Below are 21,030 nucleotides of genomic sequence, written 5' to 3' on the forward strand. Positions count from 1 at the left end.
AGGCCGGTCATGGACGCTGCCGAGGCGCTCACACTGCTCATGTCACCGCAGGGGCGGGTCGACCCCTACCCGACGTACGAGCGGCTGCGCGCGCACGGACCCGTGGTGCAGGCGCTGCCCGGCCTGTACGTGGTGACCGGCTACCCGGAGGTCGACGAGCTGCTGCGCGACCCCCGGCTCGGGGTGCTCGACGACGCCCTGCGGGACCAGATGTGGCCGAACTGGCGGCAGAGCCCCGCCGTGTCGTCGATCGCCAGGTCGATGCTGCGGACCAACCCGCCCGACCACAGCCGGATGCGTCGGCTGGCCGCCGGGGCGTTCAGTCCGCGCCGGATCGCCGGGATGCGCGACGTGGTGCGGGCGCAGGCCGAGGAGCTGCTCGACGCGATCGTCGAGCGCGCCGGGGGCGGCGGCCCGGTCGACGTGCTCGCCGACTTCGCGTACCCGCTGCCGGTCGGGGTGATCTGCGCGCTGCTCGGCGTGCCGGCGGCCGACCGGCCGCTGTTCCGGCGGTGGGCCGGGGACCTCACCGGGGTGCTGGAGCCGGAGATCACCACCGAGGAGCTGGCGGTCGCCGACGCGGGCGCCGCCGAGCTGCGCGACTACTTCGTCGAGCTGATCGTCGCCCGACGCCGGGCGCCGGCCGACGACCTGACCACCGCGCTGGTCCAGGTGCACGACGCCGACGGTGAACGGCTCACCGGCGACGAGCTGCTGGCCAACCTCGTGGTGCTGCTGGTGGCCGGCTTCGAGACCACCACCAACCTGCTCGGTAACGGCCTCGTCGTGCTGCTGCGCCACCCGGCGGCCGCCGACGCGCTGCGCGCCGACCCCGCGCTCGCCCCGGCGTACGTCGAGGAGCTGTTGCGCTACGACTCCCCGGTGCAGCTGACCACCCGGACCAGCACCGCGCCGGTGCGCTGCGGCGGGCTCGACCTGCCGGCCGGCAGCACGGCGCTGCTGCTGCTCGGCGCGGCCAACCGCGACCCGCGCCGGTTCCCCGACCCGGGGAGTTTCGACCCGAGCCGAGGGCAGGCGCATCCGCTGTCCTTCGGTGCCGGCCCGCACTACTGCCTCGGCGCCGGCCTGGCCCGGCTGGAGGCGCAGCTGGCGTTCCCGATGCTGCTGCGCCGGCTGCCCGAGCTGGCTTTGGCCGAGCCGCCCCGGCACCGGACCCGGCTGACCCTGCGCGGCTACGAGAGCCTGCTGGTGACGCTTGGCACACCGGCACCGGCCGATCGAGGTGCGCCGGCCGGTGCGCGCCCGGGCACTCCGTAGACTGGTACGGCACCGCCCGTCCCACCCATGAAGGAGCCGTCCCGCGTGACCGTCCAGCCCATCCGTCTTTTTGGGGATCCGGTGCTGCGCACGCCGGCCGATCCGGTTGTCGACTTCGACGTCGAGCTGCGTAGGCTCGTCGCCGACCTCACCGACACGATGCGTGAGCAGAACGGCGCCGGCCTGGCCGCCCCGCAGCTCGGTGTGAGCCTGCGGGTGTTCGCCTTCGACGTCGACGACGTGCTCGGGCACCTGGTCAACCCGGTCCTGGAGTTCCCCGACGAGGAGGAGCAGGACGGCCCCGAGGGCTGCCTGTCCATCCCCGGGCTCTACTTCGACACCAAGCGCCGACAGAACGTCATCGCCAAGGGCTTCAACGGCTACGGCGACCCGATGCAGATCGTCGGCACCGGCCTGATGGCCCGCTGTGTGCAGCACGAGACCGACCACCTCGACGGTGTGCTCTTCCTGGACCGGCTCGACTCCGCCGGCCGCAAGGAGGCCATGAAGGCGATCCGTCAGGCCGAGTGGTACGACCCGGCCGCCCCGCCGGTGGTCAAGGTCAACCCGCACGGCGCGGGCAGCCCCTTCGGTCTGGGTCGGTGACCCGGATGCGTGTGATCTTCGCCGGTACGCCGGCAGTCGCCGTCCCCGCGCTGACCGCCGTCGCCGTCTCCCGGCACGAGTTGGTTGCCGTGGTCACCCGACCCGACGCGCCCGCCGGGCGTGGGCGGGGCCTGTCCCGCTCCCCGGTGGGCGAGTGGGCCGACGAGCACGGCGTGGAGGTGCTCACGCCGGCCCGCCCCCGCGATCCGGAGTTCCTCGACCGGCTGCGCGAGCTGGCACCGGACTGCGTGCCCGTTGTCGCGTACGGCGCGCTGGTGCCGCCGGCCGCCCTGGAGATCCCCCGGTACGGCTGGATCAACCTGCACTTTTCGCTGTTGCCGGCCTGGCGGGGTGCCGCGCCCGTGCAGCACGCCGTCCTGCACGGTGACGAGCTGACCGGCGCCAGCGTCTTCCAGCTGGAGCAGGGCCTGGACACCGGCCCGGTGTACGGCACCCTTACCGACGAGGTCCGCCCCACCGACACGTCCGGTGACCTGCTGGCGCGGCTCGCCGACTCCGGCGCCGGGCTGCTCGTGGCGGTGCTCGACGCGATAGCCGACGGCACCGCCCGCGCCGAGCCGCAGCCCGCCGACGGGGTGTCGCTGGCGCCGAAGCTGACTGTGGACGACGCCCGGGTCCGCTGGGCCGACCCGGCGTTCGCCGTGGACCGCCGGATCCGGGCGTGCACGCCCGCGCCGGGTGCCTGGACGACGTTCCGGGGCGAGCGGGTGAAACTCGGCCCGGTCGTGCCGGTGCCCGACGGGCCGGAGTTGAAGCCGGGGGAGTTGCTTGTTGAGAAGGCCCGGGTGCTTGCCGGTACGGCCACCGCGCCGGTGCGACTCGGCGAGGTGCGTGCCGCGGGCAAGCGGGCCATGTCGGCGACCGACTGGGCGCGGGGCGTCCGCGTCGATGCCGGCGAGGACCTGGCGTGACGGCCCCGGAGGGGACCCGTCCGCCGCGCTCGACAGGTCGTGGTGGGGACCGCCGGCCGGTACGACCGCCGATGGACCGTCCGCGCCGTGCGGCGTACGAGGCGGTGGCGGCGGTGCACCGCGACGACGCGTTCGCCAACCTGGTGCTGCCGATCATCCTGCGCGAGGAGGGGCTGTTCGGCAGGGACGCGGCCTTCGCCACCGAGCTGACCTACGGCACGCTGCGTCACCTGGGCACGTTGGACGCGATCCTCACCGACGCGGCCGGGCGGGACGTGGCCCGGATCGACCCGCCGGTCCGCGACGCGCTGCGGATCGGGGCGTACCAGCTCCTGCACACCCGGGTGCCGCCGCACGCCGCGGTCTCCTCGACGGTGGACCTGGTCCGCGCCGTCGCGCCGGGTGCCACCGGGTTCGCCAACGCGGTGCTGCGGGAGGTGTCGACCCGCGACTCCGACGGCTGGGTGGCGAAGATCGCCCCGCCGATGGAGACCGACCCGGTCGGGCACCTGGCGGTCGCGTACAGCCACCCGCAGTGGATCGTGCGGGCCTTCTCCGAGGCGCTCGACGGTGACCTGGGTGAGACGGCACGCCTCCTGATCGAGGACAACGAGCGGCCGCCTGTGCACCTGTGCGCCCGGCCCGGCCTGATCGACCCGGTGGAGCTGGCCGACCAGGTCGGCGGCGCGCCTGGCGCGTTCTCGCCGTACGCCGTCTATCTGCCCGGCGGCGCGCCTGGCGACGTGCCGGCGGTGGCGGACGGCCGCGCCCACGTCCAGGACGAGGGCTCCCAGCTGGTGGCCGCCGCCCTGGCCGACGCGCCGCTGGACGGCCCGGACGGGCGCTGGTTGGACCTGTGTGCCGGTCCCGGCGGCAAGGCCGGGCTGCTCGGCGCGCTTGCCGCGCAGCGCGGCGCCCGGGTGACCGCTGTGGAGGTGGCCGAGCACCGGGCCCGGCTGGTGTCCCAGGCGACCCGGGGGCTGCCGGTGGCCGTGCTGGCCACCGACGGCCGTGAGGTCGGCGCGGACCCGAAGCTGCCCGAGGGGCACTTCGACCGGGTCCTGGTGGACGCCCCCTGCACCGGGTTGGGGTCGCTGCGCCGCCGGCCGGAGTCCCGCTGGCGTCGCCAGCCCTCGGACCTGCCGCCGTTGACCCGGCTGCAACGTGAGCTGCTCGGCGCGGCGCTGCGGGCGGCCCGCCCGGGCGGGCTGGTCGCCTACGTCACGTGCTCGCCGCACACCGTCGAGACGCACGTGACGGTCACCGAGGCGGCCCGCCGCAGCGGTGTGTCGGTGGACTTCGTCGACGCCCGACCGCTGCTGCCGGCCGGCATGCCGGGCCTCGGCGACGGCCCGACGGTGCAGCTGTGGCCGCACCGGCACGGCACCGACGCGATGTTCCTCGCCGTCCTGCGTAAGGGCTGACGCGACACCGCACCCGGCCGGGTCCGGCCGGGTGCGGTCGTGCCCGGCCGGTCAGGTGACCGGGAGACCCTTCGTGCCCGCGTTGCGCAGCGAACGGGTCAGGTTCCGGTCGCTGATCCACAGGAAGCACTGCACGCCCCGGTTCCCGTTCTTCCACTCCTGCTCGTACGGCTGGTAGTAGATCGTCCCGGCGCGGAAGTCGAGCTGCGAGTTGTCCGGCACCTTGGCGAACTTCGCGGTCATCGTCTGGCAGGCCCGGTGGGTCCGCTTGGTGGTGCGGGTGAACTCGGCGTAGCTGATGTCCGGGGCCTGCCAGATCCCGACGAACTCGGCGTGATGCTTGGCGGTGCAGGGCACCGCGACCATCTCGTCGATGTCGTCCTTGACGAGCTTGGGGTTGAAGCAGCGGTACGCCAACGGCGCCGCCCCGGTCAACGATCCGCGGAGACTGCCGGTGCGCAGGTCGACTGCCGTGTCGTCGATGCTGGCGATCTCGGTGACGTCGCAGCGGTACCAGCGGGCCCCGCCGGCCCAGGCGGACGCGGATGGCAGGACGACGGTCAGGCCGAGCCGGCCGGAGCGCCAGTCCGCGCCGACGGCCTTGCTGACCTCCTTGTCGCAGCCGGCCTGCGCGGCCCGCATGCCCTCCGAGCCGGGCGGCGGGGGTGTGCCGCGCTCCGCGCCCTTACCGGTGAGGGTGCCGACGAACAGGGTCTCCACGCGGTGCGACTCGGCGCACGACATCGGGTTGTAGCCGGTGAGGAAACCGACCTGCTGCGAGGAGTGGTGGCAGACGTCGGCGGCGGGAACGAACTGCTGCGCCGCGACGGGCGCGGGCCAGTCGTCGGTGAGGTTGCTGTCGACCCCGGCCGGCGCGCCACACCCGGCGAGCGCCAGGGCAACCGCCGCGCCACCGGCAACCGCCGTCAACCACCGTCGCATCTCCGACCTCCCGCCGCTGGTGGCCTCCGGTCGACCCCTCGGCCGGTCGGTAGCGCCACGGCGCAGCAGCATACGGCACCGATGCTCAGATCGCCGGTAGTCCCTCGGGGCCGACGCCGCGCATCGAACGGGTGAGCTTGCGGTCGTCGCTCCACAGGAAACACCGCACGCCCCGGTCACCCTCCTCCCACTCCCGTTGCGACGGTGGGTAGTAGATGGACCCGGCCCGGTACGGCAGGTCGGCGTTGTTCGGCACGTCGGCGTACGCGGCGATCAGGGCCATGCAGCGGCGGTGCGCCTGCTCGGCGGAGCGGGTGAACTCGGCCCAGCTCATGTCGCGCTCGGTGTAGACGCCGACGAACTCGGCCCGGTGCGGTTCGGTGCACAGCACGGGCGCCATGTAGTTGAGGTTGTCGCCGATCAGTTTGGGGTCGAAGCAGCGGTGCGTCAGTGGGGCGTCGCCGATCAGGGCCCCGCGCAGGCTGCCGCTGCGGTTCACCGGGCGGGTGTTGTCGATGCTGTCGGTCTCGCTCAGGTCGCAGCGGAACCAGCGGCCGCCGCCGGCCCAGGCGGGTGCGGACGGCAGCGCGAGGGACAGGCTGAGCCGTGCGGTGTGCCAGTCGCCGCCGAGCACCTCCCGGGCCCGCTGGTCGCACTCGGCGCGGGCGGCGCGCAGCGCCGGTGAGCCCGGACCGGGCCGGGTCCTGGTCGACGCGGCGGGGCCGGTGAAGGCGCCGACGTGGATCGCCTCGGCCAGGTGGCTGCGCGCGCAGTCCACCGTCTCGTACGTGCTGGCCTGCACGATGGAGGTGATGCGCGGCAGGCAGGTGTCGGTGGCCGGGGTGAACGGCTGGGGGGCGCCCAGTCCGGGCCAGTCGTCGGTCAGGTCACCGTCCGCGCCCCGGGCCGGCCCGCAGCCGGTCAGCAGCACCGTCGTGACGCACACCAACGCCAGCACTCCGAGCCACCGTCGCATCGTCCGCCTCCCGGGAGCTGGCGGCCGGTCACCGCGCCCCGCGGCGAGACCCCGGCGGGCGTGCAGCCTACGGCACCGTCCCGGTTGGAGTGTCGTCGCGTTTCCGTCGATCGGCCAGTAGCTGATGTCTGTTCGTCCGGATTCGCCAGTCCGGATCGACCAATTCTGCACCACTGGTCACTGCCGGGTCACAGCGCGTCCGAGGTGGTGCCGCGATGCGGGCGGCGGGTGGCCGCGTTCGTACACTGGCCTCGTGACCGTACCGCCGCCGATCGTCGCGCCGAGCATCCTGGCCGCCGATTTCGCCCGTCTCGCCGAAGAGGTCCGCGCCGTCCAGGACGCCGCGGACTGGTTGCACGTGGACGTGATGGACAACCATTTCGTGCCGAACCTGACGATCGGTCTGCCTGTGGTGCAGAGCCTGCGGGCGGTCACCGAGATGCCGTTCGACGTGCACCTGATGATCGAGGACCCGCGCCGCTGGGCCCCCGGCTACGCCGACGCCGGGGCGTACAACGTGACGTTCCACGCCGAGGCGTGCGACGACCCGGTGGCACTGGCGAAGGATCTGCGTTCGGCGGGCGCGAAGGCCGGACTGGCCATCGACCGGGACACCCCGATCGAGCCGTACCTGGACCTGCTGCCCAGCTTCGACACCCTGCTGATCATGACGATCAAGGCGGGCTTCGGCGGGCAGCGGTTCATCCCCCAGCTGCTGGACAAGGTCCGCGCCGCCCGCCGGCACGTCGACACCGGGCACCTGGAGCTGCGCATCGAGGTGGACGGCGGGATCGCCGCCGACACCATCGAGCAGGCGGCGTCCGCCGGCGCCGACGCGTTCGTGGCCGGCACCGCCGTGTACGGCGCCGCCGACCCGGCCCAGGCCGTACGGCACCTGCGGGCACTCGCGGAACGCGCGACTCCCGGGGCCTGAGGTGGAGCCCGACGGCGACCGCAAGGACATCATCCTCGTCGTCGACGACGACGAGGACATCGCTCGTTTCGTCGAGTTCAACCTGCGGTTGCACGGCTTCGACGTGATCCACGCCAGCGACGGCCAGGAGGCCCTGGAGGTCATCGAGCGGCAGCGGCCCGACCTGGCCGTGGTCGACCTCATGATGCCCCGCATCGACGGGTTGGAGCTGACCCGGCGGCTGCGCGCCGACCCGATGACCTCCGCCCTGCCGGTGATCATGCTGACCGCGAAGGGCATGACCGTGGACAAGGTGCACGGGCTCAGCGCCGGCGCCGACGACTACCTGGTCAAGCCGTTCGACACCGCCGAGCTGGTGGCCCGCGTCTCGTCGACCCTGCGCCGCAACAAGGAGTTCCGGGAGGTCTCGCCGCTGACCGGGCTGCCCGGCAACAGCCGGATCCGGCGGGAGATCAGCGACCGGGTCCGGCACGGCGTGGACTACGCGGTCGGCTACATCGACATCGACCGGTTCAAGAGCGTCAACGACAGGTACGGCTTCGTCCGCGGCGACGACTTCATCTCCGCCCTGGCCCGCAGCCTGCACCGGGCCGTTGTCGCGGTGGGGTTGCCGCCGGCCTTCCTCGGCCACGTCGGCGGCGACGACTTCGTCATCGTCTGCGCGCCGGACCAGGTCCGTCCGCTGACCTCCCGGGCGGTGGTCGACTTCGAGAAGTCGGCCGACACGCTCTACGACCCGACCGACCGGGAGCGGGGCTTCGTCGAGTTGAAGGATCGACGGGGCACGATCCGCCGGGCCGCCCTGGTCACCCTCTCCATCGGGGTCTCCCTCTCCGACTCCGGCAAGCGGTTCACCGACCCCCTGGAAGCCATCGCGGTGGCCTCGGAGATGAAGACGGTAGCCAAGAGCCAGCCCGGTTCGTACGTGGCGGTGGACCGGCGGCGCGGCGTCACCTGACGCGTGATCCCGCTGTGAAGTAGCTCGCCTGGATAAGGACACACCGTGTCCGGCGTGTAAGACTGCGAGGTACCCACCACGCGCTGGCGGGACTCGGTGAAATTCCGAACCGGCGGTGATCCACGGTCCGACCGTGGTCAGCCCGCGACCCGGACGGCTTCGGCCGGCCGGTGGACCTGGTGAAACTCCGGGGCCGACGGTTGGGAGCGGTTCGTCCGCACCCAGACAGTCCGGATGGGAGACAGCGCGCGGGACGGACGGGTCCGCCCGGCCGCTGGCGTCAGCGTGCCGTGCCCACCCTCCGGGGCGGCTGTGCCGTTCCCGGAATCCGCCACCGCCTGCCCGCGGCCCATGCCGCCTCCCTGACCGCCAGCGCGCGGACCGGCGAGTGAGAGGGCGGGAAAGGGCGATGGCCAGCGTCTCCGTCGACGAGGCGATGCGGCGTGCGATCGAGCTGGCCGCACGGGGGTTGGGCACGACCAGCCCCAACCCGGTGGTCGGCTGTGTGCTGCTCGACGAGGACGGTCAGGTCGTCGGGGAGGGCTTCCACGCCTACGCCGGCGGGCCGCACGCAGAGATCGTCGCGTTGGCCCAGGCCGGGCAGCGCGCCAAGGGCGGCACCGCGGTCGTCACTCTGGAACCCTGCAACCACACAGGCCGCACCGGGCCCTGCAGCACCGCGCTTGTCCAGGCCGGGGTGGCCCGGGTGGTCATCGCCGTGCCCGACCCCAACCCGGTGGCCTCCGGCGGTGCCGCCACGTTGCGCTCCGCAGGGGTCCGGGTCGACCTGGGGGTACGCGGCGACGAGGCCGAGGCCGGCAACGTCGCGTGGCTGACCTCGATGCGCCGGGGCTGGCCGTACGTCATCTGGAAGTACGCCGCCACCCTTGACGGGCGCTCCGCCGCGGCGGACGGCACCAGCATGTGGATCACCTCGGAGGCGGCCCGGATCGACGTGCACGCGCTGCGCGGCACCGTCGACGCGGTCCTCGCCGGGGTGGGCACCGTACTCGCCGACGATCCCCGGCTGACCGCCCGCAACCTGCGCGACGGCAGCCTGGCCATCCGGCAGCCGCTGCGGGTGGTGGTGGACAGCTCGGGACGTACCCCGGCCGACGCCCGGGTCCGCGACGGTGCCGCCCGGACGTGGATCGCGACGGCCGCGGAGGTCGGCGCCGGCCCGGACGGCCGGGTCGACCTGCCGGCGCTGCTCGCGGCGCTGCACCAGCGCGGGGTCCGCGCGGTGCTCCTGGAGGGAGGCCCCCGGCTGGCCGGCGCGTTCCTCGCCGCCGGGCTGGTCGACAAGATCATCGGGTACGTCGCGCCCCGGCTGCTCGGCGCCGGCCCCACGGCCCTGCTCGACGCGGGAGTGACGACCATCGCTGAGGCAATCGATCTGGAGTTCGTCGACGTTACGCAGGTCGGTCCGGACCTCCGGATCACCGCTTTGCCCCGTAAGAGGGAGGGCTGACATGTTCACCGGCATTGTCGAGGAAATGGGCGAGGTCGTCCGGGTGACGGCGACGGCGGGCGATTCGGCGCTTGTCGCCGTACGCGGCCCGCTTGTCACCTCCGACACCCGGCACGGCGACTCCATCGCCGTCAACGGCGTCTGCCTGACCGTGGTGGACGTCGCCGACGGCGTCTTCACCGCCGACGTGATGGGCGAGACGCTGCGCCGCTCCGCGCTTGGCGCGCTGCGCGCCGGCGATCCGGTGAACCTGGAGCGGGCGGCCGCGCTGGGCAGCCGGCTAGGCGGGCACCTCGTGCAGGGCCACGTGGACGGCGTCGGGGAGGTGCTCTCCCGGGAGCCGGCCGAGAAGTGGGAGACGGTCCGGTTCCGGCTGCCCGCGGCCCTGGCCCGGTACGTGGTGGAGAAGGGCTCCATCACCATCGACGGCGTCTCGCTCACCGTCGCCGAGGTGGGCGCGGACGAGTTCGCGGTCGGGCTGATCCCGACCACCCTCGCGCTGACCACGCTCGGCGCGAAGGGCGTCGGCGACCCGGTCAACCTGGAGGTCGACGTGCTGGCGAAGTACGTGGAGCGGCTGCTTGGCGCCCGCGTGGCCGAGACCGGCGGGGTGGCCTGATGGGCACTCTCGGTTGGCTGCTCGACGCCCAGGTGCACATCGCCGGGTCGCCCGTGCTGGTCCGGGAGATCGTCGGCAACGCGTTCGGGCTGGTCTCCGCGCTGCTCGGGCTGCGCCGGCTGGTCTGGGCGTGGCCGGTCGGCATGATCGGCAACGCGCTGCTGCTCACCGTCTTCCTGGGCGGGGTGTTCGCCACGCCGCAGGCGCACGACCTGTACGGGCAGGCCGGTAGGCAGGTGTTCTTCTTCGCGGTCAGCGTCTACGGCTGGTGGCGCTGGCGGCGCAACCGTCGCACCGACGCCGGGCACGCCGCGGTACTGCCGCGCTGGGCCACCTGGCGGGAGCGACTGGCGATGCTGCTGGCCGCCGCCGTCGGCACGGCCGCCGCCTACCCGGTGCTCGCCGCGCTGGGCTCCTGGGGCCCGCTGCCGGACGCCTGGATCCTCACCGGCAGCCTGCTTGCCACCTACGGCATGGCCCGCGGCTGGGTGGAGTTCTGGCTGGTCTGGATCGCCGTGGACGCGGTGGGTGTGCCACTGCTGCTGCGCGGCGGGTTCTACCCGTCGGCAGCCATGTACCTGATCTACGGCGCGCTCTGCGCCTGGGGATTCGCCGCCTGGTGGCGCACCTCGCGCGTCACCGGGCCGGCCAAGCCCCGAACGCCCATCTACACGGAGGCTGTCGCATGAGCGAGCGAATCATCAGGCTCAGCCCGTTGGTGTCCCACGACGCCACCGAGCGCAGCGGAGCGGCGGCATGAGCGCCTTCGGGAGTATCGAGCAGGCGATCGTCGAGATCGCGGCCGGACGGCCGGTCGTCGTCGTCGACGACGCCGACCGCGAGAACGAGGGCGACCTGATCTTCGCGGCCGGGTTGGCCACGCCGGAACTGATGGCGTTCATGGTGCGCCACACCTCCGGATACGTCTGCGTGGCGTTGACCGAGAGCGAGGCCGACCGGCTCGACCTGCCGCCGATGCACCACACCAACCAGGACCGGCGCGGCACCGCGTACACGGTGACCGTGGACGCCCGGGAGGGCGTCAGCACCGGCATCTCGGCGGCCGACCGCGCGCACACCAGCCGGCTGCTCGCCGACGCCGCGACCGACCCGACCGACCTGGCCCGCCCCGGGCACGTGGTGCCGCTGCGCGCCCGCGAGGGCGGGGTCCTGCGCCGCCCCGGGCACACCGAGGCCGCCGTCGACCTGACCCGGCTCGCCGCGCTGAGCCCCGCCGGCGTGCTGTGCGAGCTGGTCAACGACGACGGCACCATGATGCGGCTGCCGGACCTGGAGAAGTTCTCCGCCGAGCACGGCCTCACCCTGATCACCATCGCCGACCTGATCGCCTACCGGCGGCGCACCGAGAAGCAGGTCGAGCTGGTCGCCGACGCCCGGATGCCCACCCGGCACGGGGTGTTCCGTGCCCTGGGCTACCGCGCCGAGCACGACCCGGCCGAGCACGTCGCGATGGTCCTGGGCGACCTCGGCGACGGCCAGGACGTCCTGGTCCGGGTGCACTCCGAATGCCTGACCGGCGATGTGTTCGGCTCGCTGCGCTGCGACTGCGGCCCCCAGTTGGACGCCGCGCTGGCCCGCGTCGCCCGCGAGGGCCGGGGCGTGGTGCTCTACGTCCGGGGACACGAGGGGCGCGGCATCGGGCTGCTGCACAAGCTCCAGGCGTACCAGTTGCAGGACCAGGGCCGCGACACGGTGGACGCCAACCTCGACCTGGGTCTGCCGGCCGATGCCCGCGACTACGGCACCGGCGCGCAGATCCTCTACGACCTGGGTGTGCGCTCGATGCGGCTGTTGACCAACAACCCGGCCAAGCGGGCCGGGCTGGAGGGCTACGGGTTGACCATCACCGGCCGGGAGGGGCTGCCGGCCGGCGCGCACCCGGAGAACCTGCGCTACCTGCGCACCAAGCGGGACCGGATGGGTCACCTGCTGGAATTGGGTGAGGCGACCGAGGCGCCGATGGGGCGTCCGGTCGCCAACGACGAGATCGGAGCATGACGATGGCGGGTTTCGGTGAGCCGGGGGTCGACGTGGTGGACGCCGCGGGGCTGACCGTCGGTGTGGTGGCCGCCCGGTGGCACGGCGAGCTGACCGACCACATGCTCGAGCGTGCGGTAGCCGCCGCCGAGGCGTGCGGGGCGCGTGCGGTGGTCGCCCGGGTCGCCGGCTCGGTCGAGCTGCCCGTGGTCGCCCAGGCCCTCGCGCGCCGCTGCGACGTCGTGGTCGCGCTCGGGGTGGTGGTCCGGGGCGCCACCGCCCACTTCGACTACGTCTGCCGTTCGGTCACCGACGGGCTGACCCGGGTGGCGTTGGACGAGGGCAAGCCGGTCGCCCACGGGGTGCTCACCGTGGAGACCATCGAGCAGGCCCGGGACCGGGCCGGGCTGCCCGGCTCGGTCGAGGACAAGGGCTGGTCGGCCACCGTCGCCGCGCTCGACGCCGCCCTCGCCGTCCGGACCGTGGCCGCCGGCAACGCCCAGCGGGTCGGCTTCGGCGGCTGACCGGCACGGGCTCGCGCCGGCCGGCTCGTCAGAGCCGGCCGGCCTCGATGATCCGGCGCAGGAACTGCCGCGTCCGGGGCTGCGTCGGCTCACCGAGCACCTGCTCGGGTGGGCCGCTCTCGACGACCCGTCCCGCGTCGAGGAAGCAGACCTCGTCGGCGACCTCCCTGGCGAAACCCATCTCGTGGGTGGCCAGCACCATCGTCATCCCGTCGGCCTTGAGGTCCCGGATCATCGCCAGCACCTCACCGACGAGTTCCGGGTCCAGCGCCGAGGTCACCTCGTCCAGCAGCATCAGTCGCGGCGAGTTCGCCAACGCCCGCACGATCGCCACCCGTTGCTGCTGCCCGCCCGAGAGCCGGTCCGGGTACGCGTCCGCCCTGGCGCCCAGCCCCACCCGGTCGAGGAGTTCGCGGGCCTGCGCCTCGGCCTCCGCGCGGGCCCTCCGGTGCACCCGACGCGGGGCGAGGGTGATGTTCTCCAGCACGCTCAGATGCGGAAACAGGTTGTACGCCTGGAACACCATGCCGATCCGCCTGCGTACCCGGTCGGCGTCCACCCGGGGGTCGGAGATGTCCTCGCCGTCCAGCTCGATGGTGCCGTCGTCGAGGTCGTCGAGGAGGTTCACGCAGCGCAGCAGTGTGGACTTGCCCGACCCGGACGCGCCGATCAGCGCGACCACCTGATGCTCGGCGACAGTCAGGTCGAGCCCGTCGAGCACGACGGTGCCGGCGTACTCCTTGCGCAGTCCCCGGCAGCGCAGCAGCGCCATCACGAGCCTCCCGACTGTCGACGGGCCGAGCGCAGCGTCACCCAGTCGGTGACCGCGACCAGCGGGATCGCGAGCAGCACGAAGAGCACCCCCGCCACGACGTACGGCGTGTAGTTGAACGTCTGCGCCGTGGCGATCTGGGCGGCGCGGACGGCGTCGATCGGCCCGGCGAGCGAGACCAGACCGACGTCCTTTTGCAACGCCACCACGTCGTTGAGCAGCGGCGGCGCCACCCGACGGACCGCCTGCGGCAGGACCACGTGCCGCATCGTCTGCCGGTACGTCAGGCCCAGAGACCGGGCCGCAGCGAGCTGGCTGGGGTGCACCGACTCGATGCCGGCCCGGAACACCTCGGCGAGGTAGCCGCCGTAGGTGAGCACCAGCGCGAGCCCGCCCAGCACCAGCACCGGCGGCATGCCCTGCAGACGCAGCCCTGGCACGCCGAGGGTGAGCAGGTACAGCACGATGATCAACGGTAGCCCGCGGAAGGTGTACGTGTAGCCGGCGGCCAGCGCCCGGACCGGAAAGAAGATCGGCCCGCGCAGCGTGCGCAGCACGGCGATCACCAGCCCGAGCAGCAGCGCGCCGGCCGCGCAACACACCAGCAGCCGTACGTTGAGCCAGAGCCCGGCCAGCACCGCGGGCAGCGCGTCCCGGGCGATCTCCGGGTCCAGAAAGGACCGCCGCACCCGCTCCCAGCCCGGCGCCCCGGTCACCGCGACGACCAGCAGCGTGCCGAGCGCCGCCGTCGAGGACGCCGCCACCAGCACGCTGAAGACCGTCTGCCGCCGCCGGTACGCTGCCCGCCGCTGCTGGGCCTCGGAGGGGATGTGATCCAGCAGGGTCACCTGAGCTCGGCCGCCCCCGCCACCTGCGCGAGCCACTTCTGCTCCAGCTGGGTGAGCGTGCCCGCCTCGCTGAGCTGCCCGATCGCGCCGCTCACGCAGGACGTCAGCGGGGAGTTCCGGTCCAGCAGCAGCCCGAACGCCTCCGGCACACCGACCTGCGGCACCTGCCCGACGATAGTCGCGTCGGTGATCTCCGCACCGGTGATGAAGAACGCGGTCGGCAGGTCCACCACGAGACCGTCGAGCTGCCCGTTCTGCAGAGCCTTCTTGGCGTCGTCGTTGCTGTTGTAGACCTGCGGCTTCGCGCTCGGCTTGATCACGTCGGTGATCGCCTGGTAGCTGGTGGTCCCCACCTGGGCGCCGAGTCGGGCGTCGCGCAGGTCGGCCAACGACGTCCTACCGGCGATCTTCGACGACTTCAGCGCGATGACGCTCTGGCGCACCAGGTAGTACGGCGCGGAGAAGTCCACCGCCTGCTTGCGCTCCTCGGTGATGGAGAACTGGTTGATGTCGAAGTCGAAGGTCTTCGGCCCGGGCGCGATCGCGGAGTCGAACTTGACCCGGGTCCACGTCACGTCGGCGCGGGAGTAGCCCAGCTTCTCGGCCACCGCGTACGCGACGGCGGCCTCGAAGCCCTCGCCGTTGTCCGGCTTGTCCTGCCGGAACCACGGCTCGTAGGCGGGCTGGTCGGTGGCGATGGTGAGCTTGCCCGGCGTACGCGTGGGCAGGCTCTCCTTCGCGCAGGACGGCGTCGCCGTGACATTCGGGGTCGGTGTCTCCTGCTGGGGCGCGCACCCGGCGGTGGCGGCGGCGACGGCACCGGCGAGGGTGAGCGCGACGAGACGAGAGCTGCTGGCCATGGCGGACAGCGTAGAGCTCAACGAGCGTCGATCGAAGATTGTCCCACCATGTTGATAGGGAATTGCCCGTCTGCCGGATGCCGGCGGACCCGGGGGAGGGGCGTCACCCGGGCGGCTGGAAGAATCGCTAGCCGTGAAGACGTTCGAGGAGTTGTTCGCCGAGTTGCAGGCCAAGGCCGCAGCGGGCACCCCCGGCTCGGGCACCGTCGCCGCCCTGGAGAAAGGCGTGCATTTCATCGGCAAGAAGGTCGTCGAGGAGGCGGCCGAGTCGTGGATGGCCGCCGAGCACGAGGGGCCGCAGCGCACCGCCGAGGAGATCTCCCAGCTGCTCTACCAGGTCCAGGTCCTGATGCTGGCCAGCGGTCTGGAGCTCAAGGACGTCTACCGACATCTGTGAGTGCCCCCACCCGTTGATCGCCATCCGGATCGAAGGAGCACTCCGTCATGCTGCGTGTCGCCATCCCCAACAAGGGCACCCTGGCCGAACCGGCCGCCCAGATGCTGCGCGAGGCGGGCTACCGCCAGCGCACCGACCCCAAGGACCTCGTCTGCCGTGACGAGGCCAACGACGTCGAATTCTTCTACCTGCGTCCCAAGGACATCGCCACCTACGTCGGCTCCGGTGACCTCGACCTCGGCATCACCGGCCGGGACCTGCTGATCGACTCGGCAGCGCCCGCCGAGGAGGTCGTCGACCTCGCGTTCGGCCGGGCCACCTTCCGCTTCGCCGCCCGCCCCGACGACATCGCCTCCGTACAGGACCTGGGCGGTCACCGGATCGCCACCGCGTACCCGGGGCTCGTCGAGCGGCACCTCGCTGACCTGGGTCTCAAGGCCGAGGTGATCCGCCTCGACGGTGCGGTGGAGAACGCCGTACGCCTCGGCGTCGCCGACGTGGTCGCCGACGTCGTGGAGACCGGCGCCACCCTGCGCCAGGCCGGCCTCGTGGTCTTCGGGGAGCCGCTGCTGCGCTCCTCGGCCGTGCTGGTCCGCCGGGCCGGCGCGCCCGCGCACCAGCAGGCCGAGCAGTTGCTGCGCCGCCTGCACGGCGTGCTGGTGGCCCGCCGCTACGTGATGCTCGCCTACGACGTGCCGGCCGGCCTCCTGGACCGGGCCAGCGGCCTCACCCCGGGCATCGAGTCGCCCACCGTGTCGCCCCTGCACCGCGAGGGTTGGGTGGCCGTGCAGGCGATGGTGCTCCGCGACGACGTGCACCGGATCATGGACGAGCTGTACGACCTGGGCGCCCGCGCCATCCTGGTCACCAACATCCACGCCTGCCGTCTCTGACCAGTCGGTCCCGCTCCCGTGGGTGGTGCCGCCCACGGGAGCGGGCTGCGCGGTAGGTCTGCGTGCGCAACTCCAGCCCGTCCCGTCCGGCCCGCGAGCGGCGCGGCGCGGCGGGGCGCGACCGCGCGGCGGCGCGAGCCGCGCTGAGTGGTGGCTCGGCGGGTGGTGCGGTCGGTCGCCGGGTACGGATGGCAGACTGGTGGGGTGAGTGAAACCGAGCTGGTCCGCCTGAAGCCCCGCCGTATCCGGGTGGTCTGCTGGTCGGCGGCGGTCGCCCTGGTGGTGGTGTTCGCTCTCATCGCCACCTCGTTGAGCGGGCCGACCGGCGACGGCTACGGCAGTTTCCAACGCGGTGACCAGATCGCCATGATCGGCCTGGGTGTCTTCGGCGCGCTGGGCTTCTTGTTGTTCACCCGCCCACGCGTGGAGGCTGACGCGCGTGGCGTCCGGGTGCGCAACGTCGTCAGCTCGTACGAGCTGCCCTGGGAGGTCGTCCGGGGCGTGCGCTTCGACCGGGGCGCGCCGTGGGCCAGCCTGGAGTTGCACGACGACGACCTGCTGCCGATGGTCGCCCTTCAGGCCGCCGACAAGGAGCTGGCCGTCGACGGGGTCCGTGCTCTGCGCCGGCTGCACGAGGCGCACCTGGCCCGCCTCGCCGAACGCGCGGCAGGCCGCTGACTCCGCGCCGCCCGATCCGCACGGCTGAGCCGGTCCGGCCCCGGGTGGAACGCGGGGAAGCCGTGCGCCAAACCAACTTAGAAACCAGGGAACCAGAACCGGAAACCGGAAGCCGTGACGCCCCGGGTGTCCCGGTTTGGGTGCGCCCGGGGGTGGGGTGTAGTGTTGCGGGGTCGACCAGGCTGTCTCCGCGTGCGAGCAGACAGCCACGAAAGCGGAGCGCCTGCTCCCACCCGAGTCGCCGCCACGGTGGCCGGGTCCGGTCCCCGGTTCCGGGCGCGTCCCGGTTCCGGATGCGCGATCCTGTGATCGTGCTGACCGGTCGAGCGGGCCCTGGCATGCGCCGGGGCCTTCTGCTTTCCAGGATGACCCCCACCCGGGGGCCGCGAGGGTCGGCAACTGAGCAGAAACGACTCGAGGAGGCCCCATCAGCGTCGAACCACGCGTGAACGATCAGATCCGGGCACGTGAGGTCCGACTGGTCGGCCCCGAGGGTGAGCAGGTGGGCATCGTCCCGCTGGAGCGCGCCCTTCAGCTGGCCGCGGACGTCGATCTGGACCTGGTCGAGGTTGCGCCGATGGCGCGCCCGCCGGTGTGCAAGCTCATGGACTTCGGCAAGTTCAAGTACGAGAGCGCACTCAAGGCGCGCGAAGCGCGGCGTAACCAGCAGCAGACCGTCATCAAGGAAATGAAGCTTCGGCCGAAGATCGACCCGCACGACTACGAGACCAAGAAGGGTCACGTGGTGCGGTTCCTCAAGGCGGGCGACAAGGTCAAGGTGACGATCATGTTCCGTGGTCGCGAGCAGAGTCGCCCGGAGCTGGGTTACCGGCTCCTGCGTCGGCTCGAGTCCGAGATCACGGACCTGGGATACGTCGAGGCCGCTCCGAAGCAGGACGGTCGAAACATGATCATGGTTCTCGCTCCGCATCGGGCCGTCAAGGCCTCCGCGGTCGCCGCTACGGCGTCCCGCGGTGCACCTCGGGACCGGGGGGCGGACGAGTCCGCGCCGGCCACCGATGAGACCGCGGCGGGCGGCGAGACCGCAGCAGCCGTTGACGGTGGCACCGCCACCGACACCAGCGGCGAGTAACAGGGGAGAGACGTTCCACATGCCGAAGATGAAGAGCCACACGGGTATGGGTAAGCGGGTCCGGGTCACCGGCAAGGGCAAGATCGTTGCCCAGCAGGCTGGCCTGCGCCACAACCTGGAGAAGAAGCCCTCCACCCAGACCCGCCGGCTGACCGGCACGGTCGTGCTGGCCAAGGCCGACGTCAAGCGCATCAAGAAGCTGCTCGGCCGCTGACGCGCGCCACCTTTACGTAAGAAGGAGTTGAGATGGCACGCGTCAAGCGGGCTGTGAACGCCCAGAAGAAGCGTCGTACCCTGCTGGAGACCGCGAGCGGTTACCGCGGTCAGCGCTCCCGGCTGTACCGCAAGGCCAAGGAGCAGGTGCTGCACTCGATGCAGTACGCCTACCGGGACCGTCGCGACCGCAAGGGTGACTTCCGGCAGCTGTGGATCCAGCGGATCAACGCGGGCGCCCGTGCGAACGGGATGACCTACAACCGCCTGATCCAGGGCCTGCGTCTGGCCGGCATCGAGGTCGACCGCAAGATCCTGGCCGACATGGCTGTCAACGACGCCGCCTCGTTCGCGGCGATCGTCGAGCTGGCCCGGGCCGCGGTCACGGCCGAGGGCACTGGCGGCGCGGCGGCTCAGGCCGCCTGATCCCCACGCACCAGAGCGAGGCGCCTTTCGTGTCGGCACCGCCGGCCGAGGGGCGCCTCGATCGTGCCGGAGGAGCGCACACCATGGCCTTCACCCCGCGTACCCCCAGGGTTGTCGCCGCCCGCCGTCTGCAACGCCGCCGGGACCGCGACGCCACAGGCCGGTTCCTGGCCGAGGGCCCCCAGGCGGTCCGCGAGGCCCTGGCAAGGCCGGGGGTCGTCACCGAGCTTTTCGGTACGCCCACCGCGCTGGACCGGCACCCGGAGCTGGCCGCCACGGCGGCCCGCGCCGACGTGCCCGTCTCCGAGGTGACCGACGACGCTCTCGCCGCGCTGGCCGAGACCGTCGCCCCGCAGGGGCTGGTCGCGGTCTGCCGGCACCTCGACGTGTCGTTGGAGCAGGCCCTCGCGGGCGCGCCCCGGCTGGTGGCGGTGCTCGCGGAGATCCGCGACCCGGGCAACGCCGGCACGGTGCTGCGCACCGCCGACGCGGCCGGTGCGGGCGCGGTGGTCTTCGCCGGCGACGCCGTCGACCCGTACAACGGCAAGTGCGTGCGGGCGTCCGCCGGCAGCCTCTTCCACGTCGACGTGGTCCGCGCGCCCGACCCGGTCGAGGTGGTCGACGCGCTGCGCGCCGCCGGGCTGTCGATCTTCGCGACCACGGGGTACGGCGACAGCGACCTGGACGACCTGACCGACTACGGACGGCTCGTCGGGCCCACCGCCTGGCTGTTCGGCTCGGAGGCGCACGGCCTGCCCGAGGCGTTGACCGCCGCCGCTGACGCCCGCGTGCGGGTGCCGCTGTACGGGCGCGCCGAGAGCCTCAACCTGGCTGCCGCAGCCGCGGTATGCCTGTACGCTTCAGCGAGAGCACAGCGCTGAGGCATGCCCGGCGCGACTGACAGCAGGGGAGAGCGTCCGCCCATGAACGCGCCACGGCGTTCGTTTAGCCAGCCCGCCGGTGTCGGCGGGCGGCGGGCCTGACCTGCTCCCTGCGCAACTCCTACCGGCGGGCTGCGGCACAGCCGCGCGTCCGTAGACTCGCCTAGCCGCCCCGGTGAGGGCTGGCGCCGCCGTGAGGGAGTGCCCGTACGCCATGAGCTACCGCAACGATCCGTACGACCCGAAGCAGGTCGCCCTGCTCGACCCCGCCGCCCTGGCCGAAGCCGTCGCGGACGCCACGAAGGCGTTCGAGGCCGCCGCCGACCCGGACGCGCTTACCGCGCTGCGCCCGGTGCACCTGGGTGACAGGTCACCCGTCTCCCTGGCCCGCCGGGAGATCGGCGCGTTGCCGCCTGCCGCGAAGTCCGACGCCGGTAAGCGGGTGAACGAGGCCCGCCGGGCGATCGAGTCCGCGTACGCCGAGCGCGCCGAGGTGGTGGAGCGCGAGCAGGCCGAGCGCGTGCTCGTCGAGGAGCGGGTGGACGTCACCTTGCCGTACGACAGGCGTCCGCGCGGCGCCCGGCATCCACTGAGCACCCTGATGGAGTCGATAAGCGACCTGTTCGTCGGGATGGGCTACGAGGTGGCCGAGGGGCCCGAGGTCGATCTGGAGTGGGTCAACTTCGACGCGTTGAACATCCCCGCCGACCACCCGGCGCGCGGGTTGATGGACACGTTCCACATCGCGCCGGAGGGGTCCGGCCTTGTTCTCCGTACGCACACCTCCACGGTGCAGACCCGCACCATGCTCAGCCGCAAGCCGCCGATCTACGTGATCGTGCCCGGCCGCGTCTACCGCACCGACGAGATCGACGCCACGCACAGCCCGGTGTTCCACCAGGCCGAGGGTCTCGTCGTGGACAAGGGCATCACGATGGCGCACCTGCGGGGCACGCTCGACCACTTCGCCCGGGCGATGTTCGGCCCGGAGGCGAAGACCCGGTGGCGGCCGCACTACTTCCCGTTCACCGAGCCGTCAGCGGAGTTCGACGTGTGGTTCCCGGAGCACCGCGACGGTCCGCAGTGGGTCGAGTGGGGTGGCTGCGGCATGGTCAACCCGCGCGTGCTGCGCGCCTGCGGAGTCGACCCGGAGGTCTACTCCGGATTCGCCTTCGGCATGGGCATCGACCGGACTCTGATGGTCCGGCACGGGGTCAGCGACATCCGCCATCTCTTCGAGGGCGACGTGCGGTTCAGCCGGGCGCTCGGGACCGGGGCGTAGGGCGATGCGGGTACGAGACACGGGA

General features: G+C 72.6%; 24 protein-coding genes. 19 read left to right on the forward strand and 5 right to left on the reverse strand.

The window, feature by feature from the left end; genetic code table 11:
• The first annotated feature begins 9 nt into the window (after window positions 1-9).
• The 4 genes from ACFY1S_RS27295 to ACFY1S_RS27310 all read left to right on the forward strand — a co-directional run bounded on the left by ACFY1S_RS27295 (window position 10) and on the right by ACFY1S_RS27310 (window position 4,240).
• Window positions 10-1,278, forward strand: coding sequence for a cytochrome P450 (locus ACFY1S_RS27295; RefSeq protein ID WP_387123492.1), 1,269 nt, complete (start codon window positions 10-12; stop codon window positions 1,276-1,278).
• A gap of 45 nt (window positions 1,279-1,323) precedes the next feature.
• Entirely contained in the window at window positions 1,324-1,884 is a 561-nt protein-coding gene (gene def / locus ACFY1S_RS27300) for a peptide deformylase (RefSeq protein ID WP_387123494.1), read from the forward strand.
• Between the two features lie 5 nt (window positions 1,885-1,889).
• On the forward strand, window positions 1,890-2,816 hold the full coding sequence (gene fmt / locus ACFY1S_RS27305) for a methionyl-tRNA formyltransferase (RefSeq protein WP_387123495.1): 927 nt from the start codon (window positions 1,890-1,892) through the stop codon (window positions 2,814-2,816).
• Between the two features lie 71 nt (window positions 2,817-2,887).
• A complete protein-coding gene (locus ACFY1S_RS27310) occupies window positions 2,888-4,240 on the forward strand; it encodes an RsmB/NOP family class I SAM-dependent RNA methyltransferase (RefSeq protein WP_387123496.1) in 1,353 nt (450 codons plus the stop codon).
• A gap of 51 nt (window positions 4,241-4,291) precedes the next feature.
• On the opposite strand, the gene ACFY1S_RS27315 is transcribed toward ACFY1S_RS27310, so the two are convergent.
• A complete protein-coding gene (locus ACFY1S_RS27315; protein ID WP_387123497.1) occupies window positions 4,292-5,182 on the reverse strand; it encodes a septum formation family protein in 891 nt (296 codons plus the stop codon).
• A gap of 85 nt (window positions 5,183-5,267) precedes the next feature.
• Window positions 5,268-6,158, reverse strand: a complete 891-nt coding sequence (locus ACFY1S_RS27320) for a septum formation family protein (protein WP_364371038.1) — start codon at window positions 6,156-6,158, stop codon at window positions 5,268-5,270.
• Window positions 6,159-6,411: 253 nt separating this feature from the next.
• On the opposite strand from ACFY1S_RS27320, the gene rpe reads away from it, so the two are divergent.
• From rpe to ribH, 7 genes are all read left to right on the forward strand, one after another.
• The gene (gene rpe, locus ACFY1S_RS27325; RefSeq protein WP_364371035.1) at window positions 6,412-7,092 is read left to right on the forward strand and encodes a ribulose-phosphate 3-epimerase; all 681 of its coding nucleotides are present in this window, start codon (window positions 6,412-6,414) and stop codon (window positions 7,090-7,092) included.
• Window position 7,093: 1 nt separating this feature from the next.
• On the forward strand, window positions 7,094-8,050 hold the full coding sequence (locus ACFY1S_RS27330) for a response regulator (protein ID WP_387123500.1): 957 nt from the start codon (window positions 7,094-7,096) through the stop codon (window positions 8,048-8,050).
• Between the two features lie 409 nt (window positions 8,051-8,459).
• The gene (gene ribD, locus ACFY1S_RS27335; RefSeq protein ID WP_387123502.1) at window positions 8,460-9,521 is read left to right on the forward strand and encodes a bifunctional diaminohydroxyphosphoribosylaminopyrimidine deaminase/5-amino-6-(5-phosphoribosylamino)uracil reductase RibD; all 1,062 of its coding nucleotides are present in this window, start codon (window positions 8,460-8,462) and stop codon (window positions 9,519-9,521) included.
• A 1-nt stretch (window position 9,522) separates the two neighbouring features.
• The gene (locus ACFY1S_RS27340) at window positions 9,523-10,140 is read left to right on the forward strand and encodes a riboflavin synthase (RefSeq protein ID WP_387123504.1); all 618 of its coding nucleotides are present in this window, start codon (window positions 9,523-9,525) and stop codon (window positions 10,138-10,140) included.
• The gene (gene pnuC, locus ACFY1S_RS27345; protein ID WP_387123506.1) at window positions 10,140-10,829 is read left to right on the forward strand and encodes a nicotinamide riboside transporter PnuC; all 690 of its coding nucleotides are present in this window, start codon (window positions 10,140-10,142) and stop codon (window positions 10,827-10,829) included. Before ACFY1S_RS27340 ends, pnuC begins: the two co-directional genes overlap by 1 nt.
• A gap of 67 nt (window positions 10,830-10,896) precedes the next feature.
• Complete coding sequence (locus tag ACFY1S_RS27350; RefSeq protein ID WP_387123508.1) at window positions 10,897-12,159, forward strand: bifunctional 3,4-dihydroxy-2-butanone-4-phosphate synthase/GTP cyclohydrolase II; 1,263 nt, start codon at window positions 10,897-10,899, stop codon at window positions 12,157-12,159.
• Between the two features lie 2 nt (window positions 12,160-12,161).
• Window positions 12,162-12,662 carry a 6,7-dimethyl-8-ribityllumazine synthase gene (ribH, locus tag ACFY1S_RS27355; RefSeq protein WP_387123583.1) on the forward strand — a complete coding sequence of 167 codons (501 nt, stop codon included), beginning with the start codon at window positions 12,162-12,164 and terminating at the stop codon, window positions 12,660-12,662.
• 28 nt (window positions 12,663-12,690) lie between these two features.
• Here the strand turns inward: ribH and ACFY1S_RS27360 are convergent, their stop codons facing one another.
• The 3 genes from ACFY1S_RS27360 to ACFY1S_RS27370 are packed head-to-tail and all read right to left on the reverse strand — an operon-like array spanning window position 12,691 to window position 15,142.
• Complete coding sequence (locus ACFY1S_RS27360; RefSeq protein ID WP_364371020.1) at window positions 12,691-13,434, reverse strand: amino acid ABC transporter ATP-binding protein; 744 nt, start codon at window positions 13,432-13,434, stop codon at window positions 12,691-12,693.
• Window positions 13,434-14,282, reverse strand: a complete 849-nt coding sequence (locus tag ACFY1S_RS27365) for an amino acid ABC transporter permease (RefSeq protein ID WP_387123510.1) — start codon at window positions 14,280-14,282, stop codon at window positions 13,434-13,436. Before ACFY1S_RS27365 ends, ACFY1S_RS27360 begins: the two co-directional genes overlap by 1 nt.
• A complete protein-coding gene (locus ACFY1S_RS27370) occupies window positions 14,279-15,142 on the reverse strand; it encodes a transporter substrate-binding domain-containing protein (protein ID WP_387123512.1) in 864 nt (287 codons plus the stop codon). The genes ACFY1S_RS27365 and ACFY1S_RS27370 overlap by 4 nt, the downstream gene beginning before the upstream one ends.
• Before the next feature lie 115 nt (window positions 15,143-15,257).
• On the opposite strand from ACFY1S_RS27370, the gene ACFY1S_RS27375 reads away from it, so the two are divergent.
• From ACFY1S_RS27375 to pheS, 8 genes are all read left to right on the forward strand, one after another.
• Window positions 15,258-15,539, forward strand: a complete 282-nt coding sequence (locus ACFY1S_RS27375) for a phosphoribosyl-ATP diphosphatase (RefSeq protein WP_387123585.1) — start codon at window positions 15,258-15,260, stop codon at window positions 15,537-15,539.
• A 47-nt stretch (window positions 15,540-15,586) separates the two neighbouring features.
• A complete protein-coding gene (hisG, locus tag ACFY1S_RS27380; RefSeq protein ID WP_364371012.1) occupies window positions 15,587-16,432 on the forward strand; it encodes an ATP phosphoribosyltransferase in 846 nt (281 codons plus the stop codon).
• A 204-nt stretch (window positions 16,433-16,636) separates the two neighbouring features.
• On the forward strand, window positions 16,637-17,110 hold the full coding sequence (locus ACFY1S_RS27385; RefSeq protein ID WP_387123514.1) for a PH domain-containing protein: 474 nt from the start codon (window positions 16,637-16,639) through the stop codon (window positions 17,108-17,110).
• A 445-nt stretch (window positions 17,111-17,555) separates the two neighbouring features.
• Window positions 17,556-18,203 (forward strand): translation initiation factor IF-3, encoded by a 648-nt coding sequence (gene infC, locus ACFY1S_RS27390; RefSeq protein WP_364371006.1) that lies wholly within the window; start codon window positions 17,556-17,558, stop codon window positions 18,201-18,203.
• Between the two features lie 19 nt (window positions 18,204-18,222).
• A complete protein-coding gene (gene rpmI / locus ACFY1S_RS27395; protein ID WP_030488428.1) occupies window positions 18,223-18,417 on the forward strand; it encodes a 50S ribosomal protein L35 in 195 nt (64 codons plus the stop codon).
• Between the two features lie 32 nt (window positions 18,418-18,449).
• Complete coding sequence (rplT, locus tag ACFY1S_RS27400; RefSeq protein ID WP_007458417.1) at window positions 18,450-18,842, forward strand: 50S ribosomal protein L20; 393 nt, start codon at window positions 18,450-18,452, stop codon at window positions 18,840-18,842.
• 83 nt (window positions 18,843-18,925) lie between these two features.
• Window positions 18,926-19,723 (forward strand): TrmH family RNA methyltransferase, encoded by a 798-nt coding sequence (locus ACFY1S_RS27405; protein WP_387123517.1) that lies wholly within the window; start codon window positions 18,926-18,928, stop codon window positions 19,721-19,723.
• A gap of 214 nt (window positions 19,724-19,937) precedes the next feature.
• A complete protein-coding gene (pheS, locus tag ACFY1S_RS27410) occupies window positions 19,938-21,005 on the forward strand; it encodes a phenylalanine--tRNA ligase subunit alpha (RefSeq protein ID WP_363615810.1) in 1,068 nt (355 codons plus the stop codon).
• Window positions 21,006-21,030: the final 25 nt, after the last annotated feature.

Source organism: Micromonospora sp. NPDC000663, from assembly GCF_042898105.1.
Lineage (GTDB): Bacteria > Actinomycetota > Actinomycetes > Mycobacteriales > Micromonosporaceae > Micromonospora.